At 51.2% G+C, this 20,724-nt stretch carries 17 protein-coding genes; 4 read left to right on the top strand and 13 right to left on the bottom strand.

All coding sequences use genetic code 11. The annotated features are described in order from the left end of the window. Window positions 1-8 precede the first annotated feature (8 nt). The 7 genes from gatB to WKT05_RS06725 all read right to left on the bottom strand — a co-directional run bounded on the left by gatB (window position 9) and on the right by WKT05_RS06725 (window position 10,045). On the bottom strand, window positions 9-1,436 hold the full coding sequence (gene gatB / locus WKT05_RS06755; protein ID WP_340413477.1) for an Asp-tRNA(Asn)/Glu-tRNA(Gln) amidotransferase subunit GatB: 1,428 nt from the start codon (window positions 1,434-1,436) through the stop codon (window positions 9-11). Next, window positions 1,436-2,866 carry an Asp-tRNA(Asn)/Glu-tRNA(Gln) amidotransferase subunit GatA gene (gene gatA, locus WKT05_RS06750; protein ID WP_340413476.1) on the bottom strand — a complete coding sequence of 477 codons (1,431 nt, stop codon included), beginning with the start codon at window positions 2,864-2,866 and terminating at the stop codon, window positions 1,436-1,438. The genes gatB and gatA overlap by 1 nt, the downstream gene beginning before the upstream one ends. Before the next feature lie 9 nt (window positions 2,867-2,875). Continuing rightward, the gene (gene gatC, locus WKT05_RS06745; RefSeq protein WP_215507325.1) at window positions 2,876-3,154 is read right to left on the bottom strand and encodes an Asp-tRNA(Asn)/Glu-tRNA(Gln) amidotransferase subunit GatC; all 279 of its coding nucleotides are present in this window, start codon (window positions 3,152-3,154) and stop codon (window positions 2,876-2,878) included. Beyond that, entirely contained in the window at window positions 3,151-5,094 is a 1,944-nt protein-coding gene (gene ligA / locus WKT05_RS06740; protein ID WP_340413475.1) for an NAD-dependent DNA ligase LigA, read from the bottom strand. The genes gatC and ligA overlap by 4 nt, the downstream gene beginning before the upstream one ends. 1 nt (window position 5,095) lies before the next feature. After that, window positions 5,096-7,255: an ATP-dependent helicase gene (locus WKT05_RS06735; protein WP_340413474.1), complete on the bottom strand. Its 2,160-nt coding sequence runs from the start codon at window positions 7,253-7,255 to the stop codon at window positions 5,096-5,098. Continuing rightward, entirely contained in the window at window positions 7,239-7,958 is a 720-nt protein-coding gene (locus WKT05_RS06730; protein WP_340413473.1) for a tRNA threonylcarbamoyladenosine dehydratase, read from the bottom strand. Before WKT05_RS06730 ends, WKT05_RS06735 begins: the two co-directional genes overlap by 17 nt. Window positions 7,959-8,050: 92 nt before the next feature. Beyond that, window positions 8,051-10,045: an S-layer homology domain-containing protein gene (locus WKT05_RS06725; RefSeq protein WP_340413472.1), complete on the bottom strand. Its 1,995-nt coding sequence runs from the start codon at window positions 10,043-10,045 to the stop codon at window positions 8,051-8,053. A gap of 154 nt (window positions 10,046-10,199) precedes the next feature. Here WKT05_RS06725 and WKT05_RS06720 point away from each other — a divergent pair, with 154 nt between their 5' ends. From WKT05_RS06720 to WKT05_RS06705, 4 genes are read left to right on the top strand one after another with little or no spacing between them, the layout of a single operon-like run. Continuing rightward, window positions 10,200-10,862 (top strand): precorrin-2 dehydrogenase/sirohydrochlorin ferrochelatase family protein, encoded by a 663-nt coding sequence (locus WKT05_RS06720; RefSeq protein ID WP_340413471.1) that lies wholly within the window; start codon window positions 10,200-10,202, stop codon window positions 10,860-10,862. Further along, the gene (gene hemC, locus WKT05_RS06715; RefSeq protein ID WP_340413470.1) at window positions 10,786-11,667 is read left to right on the top strand and encodes a hydroxymethylbilane synthase; all 882 of its coding nucleotides are present in this window, start codon (window positions 10,786-10,788) and stop codon (window positions 11,665-11,667) included. Before WKT05_RS06720 ends, hemC begins: the two co-directional genes overlap by 77 nt. Continuing rightward, window positions 11,660-13,147, top strand: coding sequence for a uroporphyrinogen-III C-methyltransferase (gene cobA / locus WKT05_RS06710; RefSeq protein WP_340413469.1), 1,488 nt, complete (start codon window positions 11,660-11,662; stop codon window positions 13,145-13,147). The genes hemC and cobA overlap by 8 nt, the downstream gene beginning before the upstream one ends. Before the next feature lie 54 nt (window positions 13,148-13,201). Further along, entirely contained in the window at window positions 13,202-13,546 is a 345-nt protein-coding gene (locus WKT05_RS06705; RefSeq protein WP_340413468.1) for a DUF6483 family protein, read from the top strand. 143 nt (window positions 13,547-13,689) lie between these two features. Here WKT05_RS06705 and ppsA read toward each other — a convergent pair whose 3' ends face one another. Genes ppsA through WKT05_RS06675 form a run of 6 tightly spaced genes read right to left on the bottom strand, consistent with a single transcriptional unit; the run spans window position 13,690 to window position 20,722 of the window. Continuing rightward, entirely contained in the window at window positions 13,690-16,083 is a 2,394-nt protein-coding gene (ppsA, locus tag WKT05_RS06700; protein ID WP_340413467.1) for a phosphoenolpyruvate synthase, read from the bottom strand. A gap of 49 nt (window positions 16,084-16,132) precedes the next feature. Continuing rightward, window positions 16,133-16,666 carry a class IV adenylate cyclase gene (locus WKT05_RS06695; protein WP_340413466.1) on the bottom strand — a complete coding sequence of 178 codons (534 nt, stop codon included), beginning with the start codon at window positions 16,664-16,666 and terminating at the stop codon, window positions 16,133-16,135. A gap of 1 nt (window position 16,667) precedes the next feature. Continuing rightward, window positions 16,668-17,369 (bottom strand): metallophosphoesterase, encoded by a 702-nt coding sequence (locus WKT05_RS06690; protein WP_215507303.1) that lies wholly within the window; start codon window positions 17,367-17,369, stop codon window positions 16,668-16,670. After that, entirely contained in the window at window positions 17,366-19,132 is a 1,767-nt protein-coding gene (locus WKT05_RS06685; RefSeq protein WP_340413465.1) for an ATP-binding protein, read from the bottom strand. Before WKT05_RS06685 ends, WKT05_RS06690 begins: the two co-directional genes overlap by 4 nt. Beyond that, window positions 19,122-20,174: a metallophosphoesterase family protein gene (locus WKT05_RS06680; protein WP_340413464.1), complete on the bottom strand. Its 1,053-nt coding sequence runs from the start codon at window positions 20,172-20,174 to the stop codon at window positions 19,122-19,124. The genes WKT05_RS06685 and WKT05_RS06680 overlap by 11 nt, the downstream gene beginning before the upstream one ends. Continuing rightward, the gene (locus tag WKT05_RS06675) at window positions 20,174-20,722 is read right to left on the bottom strand and encodes an isochorismatase family protein (RefSeq protein WP_340413463.1); all 549 of its coding nucleotides are present in this window, start codon (window positions 20,720-20,722) and stop codon (window positions 20,174-20,176) included. The genes WKT05_RS06680 and WKT05_RS06675 overlap by 1 nt, the downstream gene beginning before the upstream one ends. Window positions 20,723-20,724 lie beyond the last annotated feature (2 nt).

The raw sequence follows: 20,724 nt of genomic DNA, 5'->3' as shown, positions 1-20,724 counted from the left end.
GCCCTCTCTTATTGATTAAGAAACTTCACGAGCATTTCGTTGGCCATTTGAGGATTGGCCTTGCCGCGACTTTTCTTCATGACTTGGCCTACGAGGAAGCCCACGACGCGGTCTTTGCCCGCCTTGTATTGTTCAACGGACTCGGGATTATCCGCCAAGACTTCCTTCACCATGGCTTCGATTTCGGAGGCGTCGCCAATTTGCACCAGGCCTTCTTCTTCGATAATGGCTTCAGGCTTTTTGCCTTCTTCGCACATTTTGCGGAAGACTTTCTTTCCGGCATTGTTGTTGATCTTTCCGGACTTGATTTGCTCCAGAAGGTAAGCGAAGTCTTTGCCTTCGAAGGGGACGTTCATTTCACCGTCGTCGGAGACTTCAATACGACGCAAAAATTCCGTCATAAACCAATTGGAAAGCATGTCGTAGTCCGTAAAGTGTTTGGCCACTTCTTCAAAATAGTTGGCCACTTTTTTCGAACCGCAAATAACTTTCGCATCGTATGCCTTCAGGCCGTAGGTGTCCATAAAGCGGGCGATCTTCACATCGGGAAGTTCCGCCATGCCGGCACGTACCTTTTCGATCCATTCGTCGTCGATAAAGAGCGGGCCCAAGTCCCCTTCCGGGGCGAAACGATAGTCGCTTGCCGTGTATTTCACGCGCATAATCACGGTTTTATTTTCCGCATCGTCCCAGCGGCGGGTGGCGCGAAGTTCCGTCTCGCCCTTTTCCATGAGCTCGATTTGGCGGGCCACTTCGTAGTCGATGGCCTTTTCAACGGCGCGGAAGGAGTTCAGATTCTTCACTTCGGAAATGGCACTTCGCTCCCCGGTTTCCGTGTTCTTAATATTGACATTGACGTCGCAACGCAGGGAGCCTTCTTCCATCTTCACGTCGCTGACTTCCAAATAGCGCAGGGTGTTTCTCAGTTTTTCCAAAAAGAGGCGCGCTTCTAAACCCGATGCCATGTCCGGCTCGGAGACGATTTCCACCAAGGGCACGCCGCAGCGATTGTAGTCCATGAGGGTGGTGCCTTTTTCCGTGTGCAGGCTCTTGCCCGTGTCTTCTTCCAATTGAATTTGGTGGATGCCGATTTTCTTCGAGCCCTCTTCCGTTTCAATTTCAATGTAACCGTCGTTGGCCACCGCTTCGTCTGTTTGCGTGATTTGATAGCCCTTGGTTAGGTCGGGATAAAAATAATTTTTTCTGGAGAAAGTGGATTTATGATTGATGCGCATATGAAATGCCGTAGCGATTTCAATGGCCCGCTCTACGGCACCTTTGTTTAACACGGGGGTGGCGCCGGGAAGACCCAAGCACACCGGGCAGGTGCAGGTGTTGGGCTCTCTGCCATAGGCATTTTCGCAACCGCAGAAGGCCTTGGTCTTCGTGGATAATTCGACGTGGATTTCCAATCCAACAATTGTCTTGTAACCCATTAGATATTTCCCTCCAATTCTTTCGCCGTGGCAATGGCTTGATTGTCGTGGCTCTTCTTCGGAATAATTTGAATCCCTACGGGAAGACCGTCTTTCGTCGATGCGGGCACGCTGATGCCGCCGGTACCGATAAGGTTGACGGGGACGGTAAACAAATCCAGCATGTAGATTTGTACCGGCGTCATGTTTTTGTCGATAGGCAGTGCCACCGTCGGCGAGGTAGGACAGAGGATCACGTCGTGTGTTTCGAATACTTCATTAAATTCGCTCATCATGGTATGGCGCATTTCCAGAGAATGTTCGAAATATTCCTTGGAGTGATCCATGCTCATAATATACGAGCCGATCATGATCCGCCGCTTCACTTCGTCGCCAAAGCCTTCGCTGCGGGTCCTGATGTAGAGCTCGTCGATGTTGCCGTAATCCTCGGCGATAAAGCCGTATAAAATGCCGTCGAAGCGGCTCATATTCGGCGCGATTTCCCCGTTAACCAAAATATGGTACACGGCGATGGCCAGATCCAAGCTGGCGATGTGGACGTATTCAATTTGTGCCCCCGCATCTCGCATATAGTCTACGGTGCGTTGGAAGGCATCTCGCACGGAATCTTCCACTTCGAAAGTCTTAAAGGTGTCGGGAATGGCGACCTTTAATTGGCTCAAAGGCTTCGCCCCTTTTATGGCTTCGGCCTTCAGCGAATCGTTGCCGATGCAGGTGGCGTCTCGAAGGTCGGATCCTTCCAGGATTTCCAAAACATACGCCACATCGTCGACGGTGTGGGCCAAAACGCCCACTTGATCGAAGGTATTGGCCATGGAGGTCACGCCGTAGCGGGAAATGCTCCCGTGGGAAGGCTTCATGCCCACGACGCCGCAGAAGGAGGCCGGTTGACGCACGGAGCCGCCGGTGTCGGTGCCGAGACTGATGGAACAGTAATTGGCCGCTACAGCTGCTGCGCTTCCGCCGGAAGAGCCGCCGGAGACGCGGGTCCTGTCCACGGGATTTTTCGTGGTGCCGAAATAGGATGTCTTCGTGGAGGAGCCCATGGCAAATTCATCTAAATTGACCTTGCCGATAATAATGGCATCTGCCGCCTTTAATTTCGTGGTAACCACGGCGTCGTAGGGGGAGATGAAATCGGCGAGCATTTTCGATGCACAGGTCATGCGCACGTCTTTCACGGCGATATTGTCTTTTATGGTGACGACCATGCCGGCCATTTTGCCGAGCTCTTCGCCTTTCGAACGCTTTTCGTCCAGTTCCTTGGCCTTTTCAAGGGCCATCTCATCGGTGACGGTAATAAAGACGTTTAAATCCTCGTCGTCCCGCTTAATGTTTTCTAAATAGGCTTCCACCAATTCCGTACAGGTGATTTTCCCGTCGAGGAAAAGTTGTCTGGTTTCTAAGCCGCTTAATTGGGTCAGATTCATGAGGCCTCCTTATTCCACAAATTTAATGATTTCGAAGTAGCCGTACTTCACGGCCACGGCATTGCCTGTGGCGTCTTCCCGATCCAGAGACGGGCGAATTTCGTCGTCCCGCAGGCGATTGGGCAACACATTCGTATGGAAGGTGGGCGAACAGTGCACATTGGCCTGCTTAATCGTATCCACCAAATCCATGGTGTCGGAAAATTCTTTTACCATGCCTTCCAATTCTTCATCGGTGAAATAAAGTTTGGAAATTTCCGCAATATGTCTGATTTCGTCTTTTTTCATAGGAGGTCTCCCCACTTTCTTATAAAGGCTTCTTCCGATAAGACGGCTACGCCTAATTCTTCCGCTTTTTCCGCTTTCGAGCCCGCCGCTTCTCCGGCGAGAACCAGATCGGTCTTTTTCGAGACGGAGCCCGTAACCTTCGCCCCTTCCGCTTCCAGGGCCGCTTTCACTTCGTTTCTCGGCTTCGACAACGTGCCCGTAAGCACCACGGTCATGCCGTCGAGGACGCCGGATTTTTTCTGTGCTTCGTAGACCAGTTTGATCCCCGCATCCATTAAATCGTGGACGTAGCCGCCGATGACAGGATCGGTAAAGAAGAGCTGAATCTCCTTCGCCGTCTCAGGGCCGATGTCTTCGATAGTCTCAAGCTGTGCCGCATCCGCCTTTGAAAGGGCGTCGAAATCGGCGAAGTGATCCGCCAAATCGCCGGCGGTTTTGATGCCCACCTGACCGATGCCCAAGGCGTAGATAAAGCGCTTGAAGCTGACTTCTTTCGATTTCTCGATGGCGCTTAAAAGGTTGTCCGCCTTCTTTTCGCCGAAGCCCTCGAGAACCATGAGGTCGTCACGCTTCAACGCGTATATATCCGGGATTTCGTGTAAAAGGCCGGCGGCGATTAATTTTTCCGCCGTCTTCTCGCTGAGCCCCGTAATGTCCATACCGTCGCGAGAGGCGAAGTGATCGATTCGCGCCACGAGCTGGGGCTCGCAGCCGATGGTATTGGGGCAGAAGCTGTGTACGCCGTCTTGCACCAATTCCGTGGCGCAGGCAGGACATTTGGTGATCATCTCTATTCTATCACCTTCTTCGCCGATTCCCTCTAAAATTTCAGGAATCACGTCATTGCTTCGCCTTAAAAGGACCTCGCCGCCGATGCGCACGCCTTTTCGTAAAATGTCGTCGTAATTATTTAAAGTGGCCCGCTGAATGGTTACGCCGTCGATGTCCACCGGCGCCAAGATGGCCGTCGGCGTCACTTTCCCCGTGCGTCCCACATTCCATTCCACATCGAGAAGTTTCGTGACCACTTCTTTCGCCTCGAATTTGTAGGCAATGGCCCAGCGAGGAAATTTCACCGTGTAGCCCAATGCGTCGCGCTTGGCGACGTCGTTGATTTTAAGGACGATGCCGTCGATCATGACATCTAAATCGCCACGGATGCGTTCCACTTCTTTGATGTAGTCTAAAATTTCGAGGAAATCCTTGCAGCGACGGGTCATGGGATGCACGAGAAAACCCTGTTCTCTTAAAAAGGTCTTTATTTCCTCGTCGGTCTCAAAAACCATGCCCTCGGCATCGGTGAGATTATATAAATAGGCCGTAAGTCTGCGCCGTCTGGTTTCCTTGGGATCGAGATTTCTCAAGGCGCCGGCGGCACCGTTTCTCGGATTTTTCAAAGGCTCCGCCGCCGTCTCGTTGTATTTTTTAAGGCTCTTGTAGGGCATAAGCCCTTCGCCCTGCACCACCAGGTGGCCCGTAAAGGGAATGCTTAAGGGCACGGTGGAAATGGTCACCGCCTGCGCCGTAATCACTTCGCCCACGGTGCCGTTGCCCCGGGTGACGGCGCGGGTGAGCTTGCCGTCGTCGTAGGTAAAGGAAATCGTGAGGCCGTCGAATTTCAGCTCCGCCATGTAGCCCTCATCGTCGGCACCGGCTGCGTGCATGCGATCGCACCATGCCTTGAGCTGCTCGTAACTCTGAACCTTGTCCAGGGAATAAAGGGGCTTTTCGTGGGTAAACTTTTCAAAGCCTTCCAAGAGATCGCCGCCGACGCGACGGGTAGGCGAATCCGCCGCCACCTCCCCCGTCTCCTTTTCCATGGCGACGAGCTTGTCGTAAAGGGCGTCGTAGGTCTTGTCGTCCACCAGAGGCGCATCCAAGGTGTAATAGGCATGGGCCCAGGTATTTAATTGATCGATGATCTCCCGCATCTTCTCCATTTTATTCCTTCTTTCGAATGGGCGCCACCTTCAAGTTCAGGGTCTTCAGCCCCTTGCCTTCAAAAGAAATAACGCCTTCGTCTCCTTTTAACTGCACGAGCATCCCTTCGCCCCATTTCTTGTGAATAATCGTATCGCCTACCTTCAATTCAGGCAGGGACTCCGCTTTTTTCACGGGCTTTTGCTCGACCGGCGCGCCGGTGTAAATGTCGTGGCGGCTTTTTAAATCCTTCTTCCGCGGTGCTTCTTCGTGGACGGTGATTTTGTCTTGAATCTCTTCCACAAAGCGGCTCTTCATGGCGCTGTTGCGCTTGCCGTAAAGGGTGCGGGATTTGGCCGAGGAGAGAAAGAGCTTTTCTTCCGCCCGCGTGACCGCCACATACATGAGCCTGCGCTCCTCTTCCATGCTTTCCTCGTCGTCGTAGCTTCTCGAGGTTGGGAATAATCGCTCCTCAAGACCTACCACGAAGACAACGGGAAATTCAAGCCCCTTGGCGCCGTGAATGGTCATGAGTTTCACGGCGTGAGATTCGTCGTCTAATTCATTTTTATCGGATATTAAACTGAGATTGCCCAGGTAGTCGGTGAGGCTCATGTCCGGATTGGCCTCTTCAAATTCCGCCGCAGCGGAAATGAATTCCTCCACATTTTCCAGGCGTGTGCGGGATTCCACCGTGTCCTCCCGCTTCAGTTCGTCGGCGTAGCCACTTTCGAAGAGAATCGCCTCCACCAGTTCCGCCAGGCTGAGCTCCGCCGCCTTGTTTTGCAGAAGATGAATCAAATTCACAAACTCGCGAATGTTTTTCTGTGCGCGAATTTTCAGCTCCGGATAGTTTTCCAACTCTTCCATCAGGGCGAAGAGGCTCATGCCACGTGCCCCTGCAAAACTGCCGAGCTTTTCTAAGGTCGTATCACCTATACCCCTTTTCGGCACATTCACAATGCGGCTGATGCTGATATCGTCTTTCGGATTGTTTATTGCCGACAAATAGGCGATGACATCCTTGATTTCCCTGCGGTCGTAAAAACGCAGCCCGCCCACGACGCGGTAGGGAATCCCCTCACGCATGAGGGCCTCTTCAAAGCCACGGGACTGGGCATTGGTGCGGTATAAAATCGCCATGTCACCAAAGGCCGTGCCCTTGTAATTTAAATGCTGCATCTTTTGCACCACGGCCATTTCTTCTTCCGTGTTGTGGTAAAACTCCCGATAGACCACGGAATCGCCGCCGCTTTTCGCCGTCCACAAATTCTTTTCCTTCAATTTGGGATTGTTGGCGATAAGGGCGTTGGCGCAATCCAATATGGGCGTGGTGGAGCGGTAATTTTGCTCCAGTAAAATGGTCTTCGCACCGGGAAAATCCTTCTCGAAGGAAAGGATGTTGCCGATATCCGCACCCCGCCAGCGATAGATGGATTGATCGTTGTCGCCGACTACAGTAAGGTTTTTCGCCTTGGACGAGAGCATTTTGACCAGTAAGTATTGAATGTGGTTCGTATCCTGATACTCGTCGACAAAAATGTATTCGAATTTCTGTTGATAATAGGCGAGAACGTCACTTTTCTGTTGAAAAAGTTCCACGGTCTTTACCAAAAGATCGTCGAAATCCAGGGCGTTGTTCTCCCGCTTCTTCTTTTCGTAAAGGCGGTAGACCTCCGCCGTTTGCCGCCCGTAAAAATCGCCGAAATTTTCCTTCATGGCGGCATCCGCATCCGTGCCTTCGTTTTTCCATGTGGAAATTTGGCTCAAGAGGCCGTAGGGCTTAAACATTTCCTTGCTGATGTTTAATTCCTTCATGCAGTCCTTTATTAGGGTCTTTTGATCACCACTGTCGTAAATGGCGAAGTTTTTGTCGTAGCCCAAGTGATGGATATCGCCGCGCAGAATGCGCACACACATGGCGTGAAAGGTGCTGATCCACATGCCTTCCACGGTGCGGCCCAATTGCTTGGCCACCCGCTCCTTCATTTCCTTCGCCGCCTTGTTCGTAAAGGTAATGGCGAGGATGCGGTAGGGGGAGATGCCCATCTCTTCGATCAAATAGGCGATCTTTCCCGTGACCACGCGGGTCTTTCCGCTGCCTGCCCCGGCGAGTACCAAGAGCGGGCCCTCTGTGTGGCATATGGCTTCTTTCTGACGATCATTATAATTCTCTAACAAGACGCTCCTCTTTCTCACTTTGAACTAAATCTCGAATCACCTTCGATGCCGCAATCAGCCCCGCCGCAGATGGCACGAAGGAAATACTTGCCGGCGAACGGGCATCCATGCCCTCGACTTTCTTGGGCGCTTCTTTGGAATAGACCACGGGGAAATCACCGAGGCCTCGCTTCTTCACTTCTCGGCGCATGACGCGGGCCAGGGGGCAGACTTGCGTTTCCGAAAGCATGGCCAGCTCCAATGCCTCGGGATGCAATTTATTTCCGGCGCCCATGGCCGATAAGACAGACACCCCGGCGGCTTGTGCCTTTTCGATGATTAAAAGTTTCGCCGTCACCTGGTCCACGGCATCCACCACGTAATCGTAATCACTGAAGTCTATTTCATCGGCAGTGGCTTCATTAAACATCATGGGATAGGTACGCACCTCTGTCTCGGACACGATGGATGCGATGCGCGCTTTCATGACATCCACCTTCAGCGCGCCTACAGTTTCCGTGGTGGCGATAATTTGTCGATTGATGTTCGTAACATCCACTCGGTCGTAATCCACGATGTCCAATCGGCCGACGCCGGTCCGTGCCAAGGCCTCGATGCAATAGCCGCCGACGCCGCCGACGCCGAAGACAATCACCCGCTTGTTTTGCAGCCGATCCACGGCATCTGTGCCGATCAGCCAACGCGTTCGCAAAAATGGATCCATAACTACCTCCCGTCCCATACTAACGTCTCATTATATCAAAAAAGACCCTATGGGGACAAACCATAGGGCCTTTTGAAAATGTTTATTGAGGTTTACTTGGATTTGTTTAAAATCGGGACGGTGTCGATTCCGTCAGTCACGCGAATATTTGCAATCAACCCATTTCCCCCATCATCATACAAATTGTAGATGATTTTTAGATTCCCTCTCCGTCTAAGGATGTTTTCAAATTTAGCGGTTTCGACATAACCTTCCATTTCGTTTTCTTTAAAGTGGTTGTTCGATGGATCTAGGGTAAATGTATAGCCGGTATACATTCTATTCGGATCATTAACCGAACCAATAACATACCCGTTTTGTTTCAAATGGTCAATCTCTTTGAAATATTTGACATCCACAGTCAGATCTTTTTGTTCTTTTAATATAGCCTTGACGGTAATGGCTTTTATCTTACCACCGACTAAATCTAATTCAATCAATGCCCGGTTATTTTTCAATAAGCCGGAAACATCGAAGGGAGTAATAGACTTCTTTGCTTCCTTAAATCCGGTATAGTCCATAGTGGCGTCCATGAGCACACTCTTCTTTTCGCCATTAAGCGCCTGGATGTCCAATGTGCCTGAACCGAAGGTATAGGGATCGGAGCTCAAATAGTAACCGGTCAGCTTGCCTTCTGTCTCTTTTCCGCTGATTACTTCCATGTATTTGGTGTTAAGCGTTAAGGGGGCGCCCTTGCTCAGCTTGTTTGTGAGTTCAAACAAGTCTTTCGCGGTTTTATCTTCCTTGACGATAAATGCCTGTTCTTTTTTGTTTTCCAGCTTCAAGATAATGCGAGGTGTACTACCGAAGCGATTGTATTCGTAATTGACGAATTCGCCGCTGACAGTTCCTTTGTAGGGGAAGACTTCCACTTCCTTCAACACGCCGTCTTGTGCCTTGAATACGACCATGTCTCTCGTGTTGAGGAATCGCAATTCGGACTTTTTGCCTAAGACGGTAATGGCCGTGTCCTTATTTAATTTAAAGCTGTCGGTCTTTTCCGCCTTAAAGGTTCCGTCCACGGTGGCATCTTTATTCGTGGAATAAGCGATTTGCATTTCATCGTATTTGAAACCGTCGATCAGCCCCACGCCTCTTAACTCGGTGCTAACCACGTCGACTGATACCGCTTGATAGGGAGCGATGCCGCCGGTTTGCGCGAAGGCTTTTACTTTTACCTTGCTGCCGGAACTAAGGTCATCAACCTTGGCGCTCTTACCGTTAATGGTGACGGTAGTATCTTTCGACAGAACGAAGGACAAATTTTTTCCGTCTTTATTTTTAATGGACAAGGTGGGAACATCGTTGTATTTGACAACAGCTAACACTTCACCTTCAAAGGTTTCGCCGGTTTTATAGTCGTAGCTAATGTCCGTAATCTTCGCCATTTGTTCTCTTTGCAGCGGAGACTGGGGTTGGAATTGTCCGTCGGAGCCCAGGGCATGGAAAATGCCCGCATCGATCATGGATGCCAAGAGTCCTTTGACGTCTACATCGCCGATAAGTTCTTTCGGTGTTTTTCCGATGGCGTTGGCGTCGGTCACTTTAATATTGGACGTATCTTTTTTCGGTTGAACGCCCAAGGCTTTGGCATAATATACCATGGCCAGTTCCCGTCCGGGGAATTGATCGTCGTTCTTTAAGTCGTTAATGTAGTGCCGATTATACGCCGCTTTTAAATTGCCTTCGGTGATGACCTTGTTTTGAAGGGCAATACACACGGCAGGTTTTGCCCACGTCGGTACCTTGTAGGTATTGGCGATATAGCCGTACGTCGAAATGGCTTGAGTCATTTCAGTGCTCGTGGGATTTTGAATGCCTTTAAGGAGCTCTAAGATTTCCAAATAGCTGACGTTGCGTTTCGGTTTAAATGTGCCGTCGTCGTAGCCTTTAATGATTCTTAAGTCGCTTAATTTCGAAATATGACTATAAGCCCAGTTATTGGCGCTGACATCTTTATAGCTTGCAGCTTCGGCCGCAAAAGGTGCCGTCAATAATGCGCCGGCCAAGGCCAGTGTAGCCACTGTTTTTGCTCTGTTTTTTTTCATGATTTCCTCCTGGTATTCTTTGTAAAATCCTACCTGTCCTTATTATAACACGACGAATGCCCTTCGCTGTTACGTTTTCGTTTCAAGTCTTGGGGGTTTTCTGCCGCGCCTTTGTTATAATAGAGAAAGTATGAATAAATAAAAAGGAGGGCCTATGCGATATTTTCCTCTCATGATGGACACAAAGGATAAAAAGTTACTCGTCGTCGGCGGCGGAAAGGCGGCCACGACAAAGATCAAAGGGCTTTTTTCTTCGTCCTTTACCTTCTACTGCCTCTCTCCCAACTTCTCCGAAGCGCTCAGGGAGTTGGCAGCGGCACATCCCGATCGAATCTTCTTAAAGGAAAAGGCCGTCGATGACGATTTCCGCTTTTTCGCCTACGACTTTTTTATTGTGGCTACCGACGACGAGGCGCTAAACGCAGCCCTGACGCGGCGAGCAAAGCTTGCATCTGTGCCCGTGCTTTCGACGTCGGATCCCGAAGCGTCCGATTTCAACATGGCATCGGTGGTTTGCCGCGGCCCCCTCACGGTGAGTATTTCCGCGGACAATCCCACGGTGAGCAAGTATGTGAAGGCGGATATGGACGGTTTTCTTTCGCAATACGACGAAGAAAAGCTTTATGAAATGAACCGCATACGAAAGCTTTTGGTGGAGCGAAAGAGCGCGCACATTTCACAAATTATGGAAGAATTATGGAACGAAGAGAAAATCAGCAAGAATTATGTGGAGGCATGGGATGACCCTGAAAGTAGGAACGAGAGGAAGCCATCTGGCGAAGATTCAGGCGAAGCAGGTCGTAGAGATTCTGAATGAGGCGGGCCTCGATGCGGAACTCGTCATTATTTCGACAAAAGGCGACCGCGTCCAACACCTGCCCATCCATCAGGTGGGAAAAAACGGCGTCTTTGTCGGCGAATTGGAGGGGGCCCTTCGAGAAGGTGTAATAGATATTGCCGTCCACTCTCTGAAGGACATGCCTTCGAAAATTCCCCCCGGCTTTACCTTAGCCCCGCCGCCGACGGCCCCCGATGACGTGGATGTGTTCGTGGGAAAGGGCGATCCTTTCAAGGAAGCGGATTTGGCCCACATGGTCGTCGCCACGGGTAGCAATCGGCGCATTGCCCAGCTGAAGCATTTCTATCCCGAAATCACCCTTGTGCCCATTCGCGGCAATGTGGAGACCCGCATCCAAAAGGTGGAGAGTGGCTTGGCCGACGGCACCCTCCTCGCCTACGCCGGTCTGTTGCGGGCAGGGCTTTCTCAAAAAGTGACCGCAGTTTTGGATCCCACGCGCTTTATTCCCTCGCCCTCCCAAGGCCTCTTGGGCATCGAACTCGCCGACGATCGGCGGGATCTTTTGAAAATTTTCTCCCAAGCCTCCGATCCTTACGCCGCCTTTCGCATGAAGGTGGAACGCGCTTATCAACAGGCGTTAAATGCCTCTTGCGCCTCGCCTATCGGCATTCACATAGAGGAGAATGGGAATGAAATTATTCTCCACGGCTGCTTTGCAAAAACTGCGGATGAGGCTTTAAATTACGCCACGGTCACGACGAACAAAGAGAGGGCCATGGAAGTTGTCTATGAATTGGTGCGAAAGGTGAAGGGCGATGACTAATTATCCCGTGATTTTGGCCGGGGCGGGCATCGGCGGCGGCGACAACATCACCCTCGCCCTCTATAAGGCCCTCTCCCGCACAGACATTATCCTTTACGACCGCTTGATGGATCCGTCGATTTTGGATTTTGCCCCCGATGCGGAAAAAATCTACGTGGGAAAGGCGGCCGGCAAACACAGCATGAAGCAAGAGGCTATTCACGGCCTCTTGGAAAAATATTACCGCGCCGGCAAGCGCGTCCTTCGCTTAAAAGGCGGCGATCCTTTCGTCTTCGGTCGCGGCGGTGAAGAGGCTCTTTATCTTTCCGAGCGGGCCATTCCCTTTCAGGTGATCTCCGGGATCACCTCCGGCGTCGCCGTACCGGCCATGGCAGGCATTCCCGTGACGCAACGGGAGACGGCCACTTCCGTATCCTTTATTACCGGTCACCGGGCAGATGGCGACGAAGACTTTGCCATCTACGGAAAAATTCCCGGGACGCTGGTCTTCTATATGGGGTTGAAAAATGTGTCGTCCATCGCCAAGGATCTTCTGGCCGGGGGAAAGGATCCCGAGACGCCCCTCGCCGTACTCAAGGCCTCCGACGACGGCGACGTGGCCTCTTTTTACAGCAGCCTGAAAACTGTCGCCGATGAGGGCCTTCCCGAACACATCGCAAGCCCCGGCCTTATCGTCGTAGGCGAGGTGGTGGATCTTCATCAAATGTTGAAGCCGCTGAATCACCTGCCCCTGACCGGCCGAAAAATAATTTTAACCGGAACCAATCAGGATGCCATGGCCGAATCCCTTCGTGCCCACGGCGCCGAGGTTTTTATGCGGCCCATGATCGAAATCGAAGCCGTGAATCCGGTGCAGTTTGAAAAAGATCTGGCAGATTTTTCTTACGACACCTTAATTTTCACGTCGAAAAACGCCGTGGACCTCTTCTTCCGCGCTTATTTGAACGATCGCGACATTCGAAGTCTTACAGGTGTTTCCATCTACGTCGTCGGCGAAAAAACCGCCCACGCCTTGGCCCGCTACGGCCTTCGTGCCGACGGCCATCCGGCGATCTACGACGGCCGCCACTTGGCGGATTATTTGAAAGGCCTTGTAAATGCCTCCAATCGCATCTACTACCCCCATGGTGCGGGAAGCGATCCCTTTTTAGGCGAGGCGCTTAAAAACATGGCAGCGACTACGGATCGAATCATCTACCGCGCCGTTTTGCCGAAGCGATGCCTTCCCCTACCCGCCCTTTTCGATGGGGCGATCTTCTTATCCCCTTCGGCGGTGAAAAATTTCATTGCCGCCTACGGTCTATCCTCTCTTCCTCCATGCTGCTTCGCCATCGGCGATACGACAAAACAATGCCTTGTCAAAATGGGCGTAAAAGAGGAAAATATAATTTCAGGAGAAAAGGCGACGCAAGAATCCCTCTGCGAGGCGGTAATCGACAAGCTATCTTCGCAGGATAGATGTTCGCCGAACGAACGATAAAAACCGGTCCCACCTTTTTAAATTTCAGGACCGGCTAAGATAAAGGGGCATTTTATGATTAAAAACGACTTTCTTATGCAGCAAATCAAGGAGCTGATTCAATTTCTCTTGGGCCTGGCCTACCCCATGGGCTTCAGCGACGAGAAAAAAGCCGAGACAGCGTCTTCCGCGCTGTCGCAGAAACTTTATGCCCTCGCCGCCGAGGGCAAGTACGGCGAAGGGGAAGACGCCCTCTTCGATGCATTCGACGAAGGCGAAGCGGATCTCGCCACGGGCATTCTCTTCTACGAATCCCTGCTCAGAATCGACGAAAAAGAATTGCGGCGAGGAAATTTTTCCCTGAAGGAAATCGAAACCGGCCTCAGGGACTACGCGAAGCTGTTTCACGTGGATCTTTGATTTCAAATTCCATCCCTAAATTTCATTATAAAATCGAAAAGTTCGAGCCGCCACTCGAGCTTTTTTATTTGCCTTTTTCAGCCGTACCCTCTTTCATTGCACCAAAAAATCCGCCTGCAAGGGGCGGATTTTTCAGAATGTTGTTATTTTTGTTCTCTTAATTTACGCAGAATCATTTTTTGTTCTACGCCGGCGACTAAACGACGGGTGTAGTCGACGGTATCCGGGTTAACGGACATGGAGGTAATGCCGCATTCTACGAGGAATTCTGCAAATTCAGGGTATTGGCTCGGGCCTTGACCGCAGATGGAGCAGGTGATGCCTTCTTTGTTGGCAGCGTCCACCAGGATCTTAATGGCGCGCTTCACTGCTTCGTTGCGTTCGTCGAAGTAGCCCATGCGGTTTAAGATGCCGCTGTCGCGGTCGGCGCCCATGGTAAGTTGGGTCAAGTCGTTGGAGCCGATGGAGAAGCCGTCGACCAACTTCGCAAATTCTTCCGCTTGGAAAACAACGGAGGGAACTTCCGCCATGATCCAAATCTTGAAGTTTTTCGATTGCTTCAGGCCTTCCGACGCCATGATTTCTTTGACGGTAATCAATTCTTCCGGCGTGCGAACGAAGGGCAACATGGCGACCACATTGGTCAGACCGAAGTCTTCCCGCACTTTACGCATGGCCTTACATTCCAAACGGAAGCCCTTTTCGTATTCCGGCGAAATGTAGCGGCTGACGCCACGCCATCCGATCATGGGGTTTTCTTCGTGGGGTTCCACTTCGTCGCCGCCCTTGAGGCCGCGGAATTCGTTGGTACGGAAGTCGCTCATGCGAACGACGACTTGCTTCGGATAGATGGCCCCGGCGACTTCGGCAATGCCTTCGGCCAATTGGTCGATAAGGATGTCGCCTTGGTCGGTTTTTGCCAAGTACATGGGGTGCGCGCCGATTTTATTGGTGAAAATAAATTCCGTGCGCATGAGGCCGATGCCGTCGAAGGGCAGGTTTTTGTATTTTTCGATGAGGGCCGGCTCGCCTAAGTTCATGTAGATCTTTGTCGCCGTGGTAGGTGCCACGATTTGGCGAAGTTCTTCGGCGGAAATGCCAAGGCCTGCGCCTGCACCGGCTGCGCTATCGTCTTTTTTCTTTTCCTTGTCTTTCAAGACATCGCCTTCGTAGACGACGCCGCGGGTGGCATCGACGGTGATGAATTGGCCTTCTTGAAGGACTTCGGTGGCGTCGTTACTGCCGACGACACAGGGAATACCCAATTCCCGACTGACGATGGCGGCGTGACAGGTTCTGCCCCCTTCGTCGGTGACGACGGCGGCGGCGGTACGCATGGCAGGTACCATGTCCGGATTGGTCATGGCCGTGACGAGGATATCCCCTTCTTTTACCAAGTTGATTTCGCTGACGTCTTTGATCTTTTTAACTTTGCCGCGTCCGATACCCGGCGATGCAGCCAAGCCGCGAACCAGGGGATTTAATTTTTCAGGTGCTTGATTCATGCCTTCCTCTTTCGAATTGTCCGATGCACTCGGTGCATCGCCCAGTGTGGTAATGGGTCTGGATTGCAAAATGTAGAGGCCCTTGGTATCTCTGTCCATGCCCCATTCGATGTCTTGTACGCTGCCGTAGAGGCTTTCGATCTTTAAGCCCGCGTCGATTAAGGTGTTCAGCTCTTCTTTCGTCAAGCATTCTTCCTTCACGGCGCCGGCACCTAAAATGTCTTCCACATCGGCTTCGTGGGTACCGATGCCGGAATCATTTTGTACGACAATTTTCTTCTTGTCGGCGATGACTTTTTCCAAAACCGATTTGTCGCTTTTCTTAATGACGTATTCGTCGGGGGTGACGGTACCGCTGACCACGGCTTCACCTAAACCGTAGCTGGCGTTAATCATCATTTCGTCGCGGCTGTTGTTGATGGGGTTGGCCGTAAACATGACGCCGGATTTTTCCGAATTGACCATTTTTTGTACGACGACGGCCAAAGAAACGGCAAAGTGGTCGTATTTTTGTTTTTCTCTGTAGTAAATGGCCCGCGGGGTCCAAAGAGATGCCCAGCATTTGCGAACGTGTTGTACTAATTCTTCTTCCCCTGCGATGTGCAGATAGGTGTCTTGTTGACCGGCGAAGGATGCATCGGGCAAGTCTTCCGCCGTAGCCGAAGAACGTACGGCCACTTGGGGGTCTCTCAAATCGATGGAACGACTGAATTCTTTGTAAGCTAAAATAATTTCTTCTTCCAAAGCCGGGTCGATTTCGCCCTGTTCAATGTTTCTGCGAATGTCGTTGGATGCCGCTGTGAGCATATCCACGTCGTCCACGTCTAAATCTTGCATTAAAAAACGAACTTTTTCATCTAATCCGGCGTATTCGATAAAGGCGTCGTAGCCTTTCGATGTGACGCAAAATCCCGGGGGAACGTCTAAACCGAAATTGGTCATCTCACCGAGATTGGCGCCCTTGCCGCCGACGATGTCTACATCATCTTTGCGGATTTCATGAAAAAAACGAATGTACTTAAAACCTGTCATAGAATTCCTCCTCGGGATTTATTATAGCACAGTCGGCATATGTGTTGTACTATTTATTCCAAGATTTTTTTAACTCGGCAATGGATTTCGTGCTGACCTGCTCTCTGCTAATGTTCAAGTCTTCGATCACCGCTTCGATGGCCCTTCTCGTCATCCCTTCGATTTCCATATAGGGCTCGGGAAAGCTCTCGGGGTCCCACCGGTCCAGATCCAGGCGGCAGTTTTTATAGGCATAACTGATGCGATGCTTTTTCGCCACTTCCACCTTGTCGTAGCCTAAAAGGCCAAAGATGGCGATCATCTCTTCCGCACTGTCGACGATTGCCGTGTGCTCGTCATAGACACGAACGCCCTCTTGGCTCTTTTTTTCCTTAAAGGTGCACTGAATCTCCTCTTTGCCGCCTTGTTTGATGCGGCGGATGCGCAAGTAGCCCCGCTCAGCTGCAATGGGATGGGCCGCGGAATCGATGAGGTAATTTGCCTGTTGTTCCTCGCCGATTTTTTCGGCGCCCATGGAAATTAATTTTTCTTCCATGGCCTCTAAATCCACGTGAAGGATTTTAACTTCGATCTCTCGCTCCATCCTAGACCTCGATCTTTCTCGGTTCGAAATTAATATAATCCGACGAGACGCAGTAGTAGCGAACGCCGTTGATTTCTCCCTCCACGATAAATTTATGGCCGAAGCTGTGGAGATGGCCGTAGATGCAAATATCGATGCCTGCAGTGCTCAAGAGATCGGCGAAGTCGTTGGGTTCGCCCTTGGCGTTAAAGGGCGGGTAGTGCAAGAGGGCGATTTTGGTTTCGATGGCGTGCCCTTTCGCTTTTTTCTCCATATCGTCGATGCTCAGCTGCAAGCGATTTAATTCCCGTTTGTAGATTTTTTCGTCCTGCTCGTCGAATCCCGTGGCGTCGATATCGGTCCAACCGCGACTGCCGCAAAAGGCCACCGTATCATCTACGGCGCCGGTATTGTGTAGGAATTCCACGGTCTTTAAATCCAAGCTGTTTAATTTATTCATGGAGGACCACCAGTAATCGTGATTGCCCTTAATCAGGTATTTTTTCCCGGGCAACGCGTCGATTCGCCGAAGGTCCACCTCTCCTTCTTCCAATTTCAGGGCCCATGAAATGTCGCCGACAACCAAGACGCGGTCGCCCTCGGCGACGGTATTTTCCCACGAAGAGAAAATTTTCTCCTCGTGATTTTCCCATTTCTTTCCGAATACATCCATGGGCTTTTCTTTTTTATGATCTAAATGTAAATCGCCAATCGCCCAAATCAATCGGCACTCCTTTCTCTTTTCGGCGTGGTAAATTCGATTACCTGCCGGTTCAATTTCTTCAATACGTCTTTCAATCGCCCTCGTCTCCCTTCATCTAAATAGACGAATCCGTCGTCGAAGATCATGGGAATCGAGGGATCCATTTTTTCTACGGCGGCCAGGCGCAGAGAAAGAACCAATAGATCCGCCGTGGATCTGCTCAGCTGGGTTTCCTTCAGCCAATGGCCGTCATCTTTTTGAAGGACGAAGCCGTCTTCCGAAAGGGCGATAGTTTTGTAGCGCCCCCGGGAAAGATCGCACAGATAACGGGTGCCGTCTTCTAACATGGCCCGATTAAAATCCTCTCTTCCCCCTTCGTCCAATGCTCTGAGTATGCTTTCGCAAGCCTCCACCAGGGCCAGCTTTTTGCTCAGCTGCGCCCCGCGGGCCTGCTCGTCTTCATAGGCTTTCGTCGCCTTTTCCATTTTTTTCTCAATGGCATCTTTTTCTTCCCGCCGAGCATCGACCTGACCCACTTGCCGTTGCAGGGCTTCAATTTTTTCGTCCAAGCCTGTTTCAAGGGGCGCATGCTCCAGCGCCTTCATGCGTCGTTTCATGGCGTCCAGCAGCTCTTCTATGGTAATGTCTTCTTCCACCAAGTTGTCAAACCAATGAAAGCGGGCGTTCTTTTTTTCCAGCAATTGATCCCGTTCGTAAAATGCCCGATGGTAGCGCTGAATGTTACGAAGGGTGAGCCGCCGCAAAACAAACAGAATCAGGGCGACGACAAATAAGCCCCCTGCCGCAAGGGCTGAAAGGGAGGCGAAATCTGCCCGATCTCTCGTCATGAAAACCACGGCAATTGCCGCAGCGACACAACCGAAGAGCAAAGCGAGTTTATAATAGATGCCTCTGGAGAAGCCTTTGCCCCGCTTTCTTTCGTAGCGCTCGATCTTCGCTTCGTTTTCATCCAAAGCCCGATCCCATTGTGCCACTTCTTCCGCGGCCACGGCCAGTTGCGGCAGAAGCAGTTCTTTGTCTCTCGCCTGTTTTTGACGGAGTTTCAATGCGCGAAGTTCTTTGAGTAACGCCTCACGCTTTTCTTCCTCATCTTCCAAATGGCGGGACCGGGCGCGAAAATCCGCTAAATTCGCTTCCATTCCTTTGAGCTTTTCCCGATTGTCGCCGATGGGCGATTTCTTCGCTCTCTCCGTGCCCAAGGCCTTTTTCTCCTTGGCCAGATAGTCCAGGGCTCCTTCCACATTCAGGGCGGTGCTGTTGGTGCGCAGAAAATTTTTCATCTCCTGAACGCGCTTAAAAATCGCCTCCGCTCCCGTAGATTGCAAATCGTCCATGGCGAAGAAGCGTAGAAAATCCCCTTGGGACAGCTGCCAAAACAGTGCCCCGGGCTGTGGAATGCCGGAAAAGGTGTAGAGGGCGTCTTCATCGGACAGAAAGCGATTGGCCTCCACATCGTAAATTTTAAGCGTTTCCTTTTCCTTAATAAAATTCCGCTCGATGACGTAGGGTTTGCCTCCTACCTCCAATTCCATGGCGGCAGAAAAATCCCGCCCCTCCAAGGGAAAGTAATCGTCGTAGGCCGAGGAATAAAGCTTACGCGTCGGGCTGTCTTTGGAAAAGCCGTATAAAATCGCCTGAATACAGGCCGTCGTCGTGGTTTTTCCCGATTCATTAGGCCCCGGAAGGCATTGATAGCCTTCTTGAAAGGCAACCGTCGTGTCGTGGAAGCAGCCGAAATCCCGCATATAGAGTTTATGAATCATAGTCTTCCCCCAAAAGGGCACGCAAACCTAAATCACAGAGGGCGAGGCGCGTCTCTTCATCGCCGTCGTAGGCCTTCGCCCGCGCCAGAAAGGCGCCGAGAAGATCGCCTTGGTGTTCTCTTTCCATGCGCTCAATGATCTTCGGCAGATCCTTTTCCCAATTGAGCTCATACAAAAGGCCCTTTTCGTCGAAAATCCCTCGGAGCTCCCGGTCCAAGATGCCGCTGTAGGCACCGGACAGATGAAAGCTGTAGATAAAGTCTTTCGAATGGCCCAAGGCCTTGGCATCAGCCACAATGGCCTCGTCGTCGGCCCTGTCTCTTCGCAGGTAATTTTTCTGTTTCAGCAAACGGGCCGCCAAAGGCACGTAGCGGGTGGTGAGCACCTCGTCCAGCTCCCCTAATACCACGCCGAGTTTTCCGCGATCCGTTCGATCCAAAGGCTCCGGCGTGCCGCACATCTGCAGCTTGTTTTCGTACATAATGGGCTTGTGCACATGGCCCAAAGCCACATAGTCGAAGGCATGAAGCAGATTGGCATCCACCGGGAAATACCCGTCGCCGCCGCTCCAATTGCCGTGATGCAGGAGCACGCGGTGAAGACCCTCGTCGCCGATTGTGCCTTCAAATTGTAGGATTTTATTGTAACTTGCCCGTGTCCAGCTGGTGCCGTAAAAGACCACGCCACGATCCCTGTCTTCATAGCGATCCATGATTTCGTTGGAAAATAAATACACGTTCTCCGGCAAACGAGCCGCCACGTCATCGTAGATCTTGTAGTCGTGATTGCCTAAGAGAAGCAAGGTGGTAAAAGGAGCGTGGGCCAAGCAGTTCAAGACGTAGTCCACCTCGGCAGAGCTCACCTTCTCCTGCTCAAAAATGTCGCCGACGAGAAAAAGGTAGTCTACCTGCTCCTGAATCCCTAGTTTTAACACGCGCTCAAAGGTGCGAAAGCGATCCTTTCGGCCGATGATGCGGTCGTCTTCTCTTTCGTAAGGAAAACTTCGTCCTAAATGCAGATCCGCTGTGTGCAGAAAACGCATTATTTGATTAATTTCTGTACCGCTTTAAATTCATCGGTACCGGAGACGCTGTTTAAATCAAACAGAATGGTTTCCGTGGCGCGAACGGTTGCGCCCATTTGACGCATTTCGTCGAGGGCGAAGCGGACGTTTTCTTTTTCTCTGGAGCTGACGGCGTCGTGGGCGACGTAAACGTCGATGCCCTTGGCGATTAAATCGCGCACGGTCATGAGCACGCAAATATGAGCTTCAATGCCGCATACCACCACTTGCTCCGGTTTCTTTTCGTCGATGTAGGCGGCTATGTCTTCATCCAACATACAGGAGAAGGCTTTTTTGTCGAAATCCGCGCCGCCGGAAACTTTGCTTCGAATGGCTTCGTTGAATTCGCCGAGGCCCCGTTTGTATTGTGTGGTAAACACGGTGGGAATGTTCATGATTTCAGCGGTTTCAGCCAAAATGCCGGCATATTTCTTCACGCCGTCGATATTGTAAATGGCCGATGCCAGGGAATCCTGAAAATCTACAAATAAAAACAGTACCTTCTCTCTATCTAAGCAAAATTTCATGT

It is taken from the genome of Peptoniphilus sp. HCN-40583, from assembly GCF_037892835.1.
GTDB lineage: Bacteria > Bacillota > Clostridia > Tissierellales > Peptoniphilaceae > Aedoeadaptatus > Aedoeadaptatus rachelemmaiella.
The sequence above is the reverse complement of the archived record's forward strand: the minus strand, read 5'-3'. Positions and strand labels throughout refer to the sequence as shown.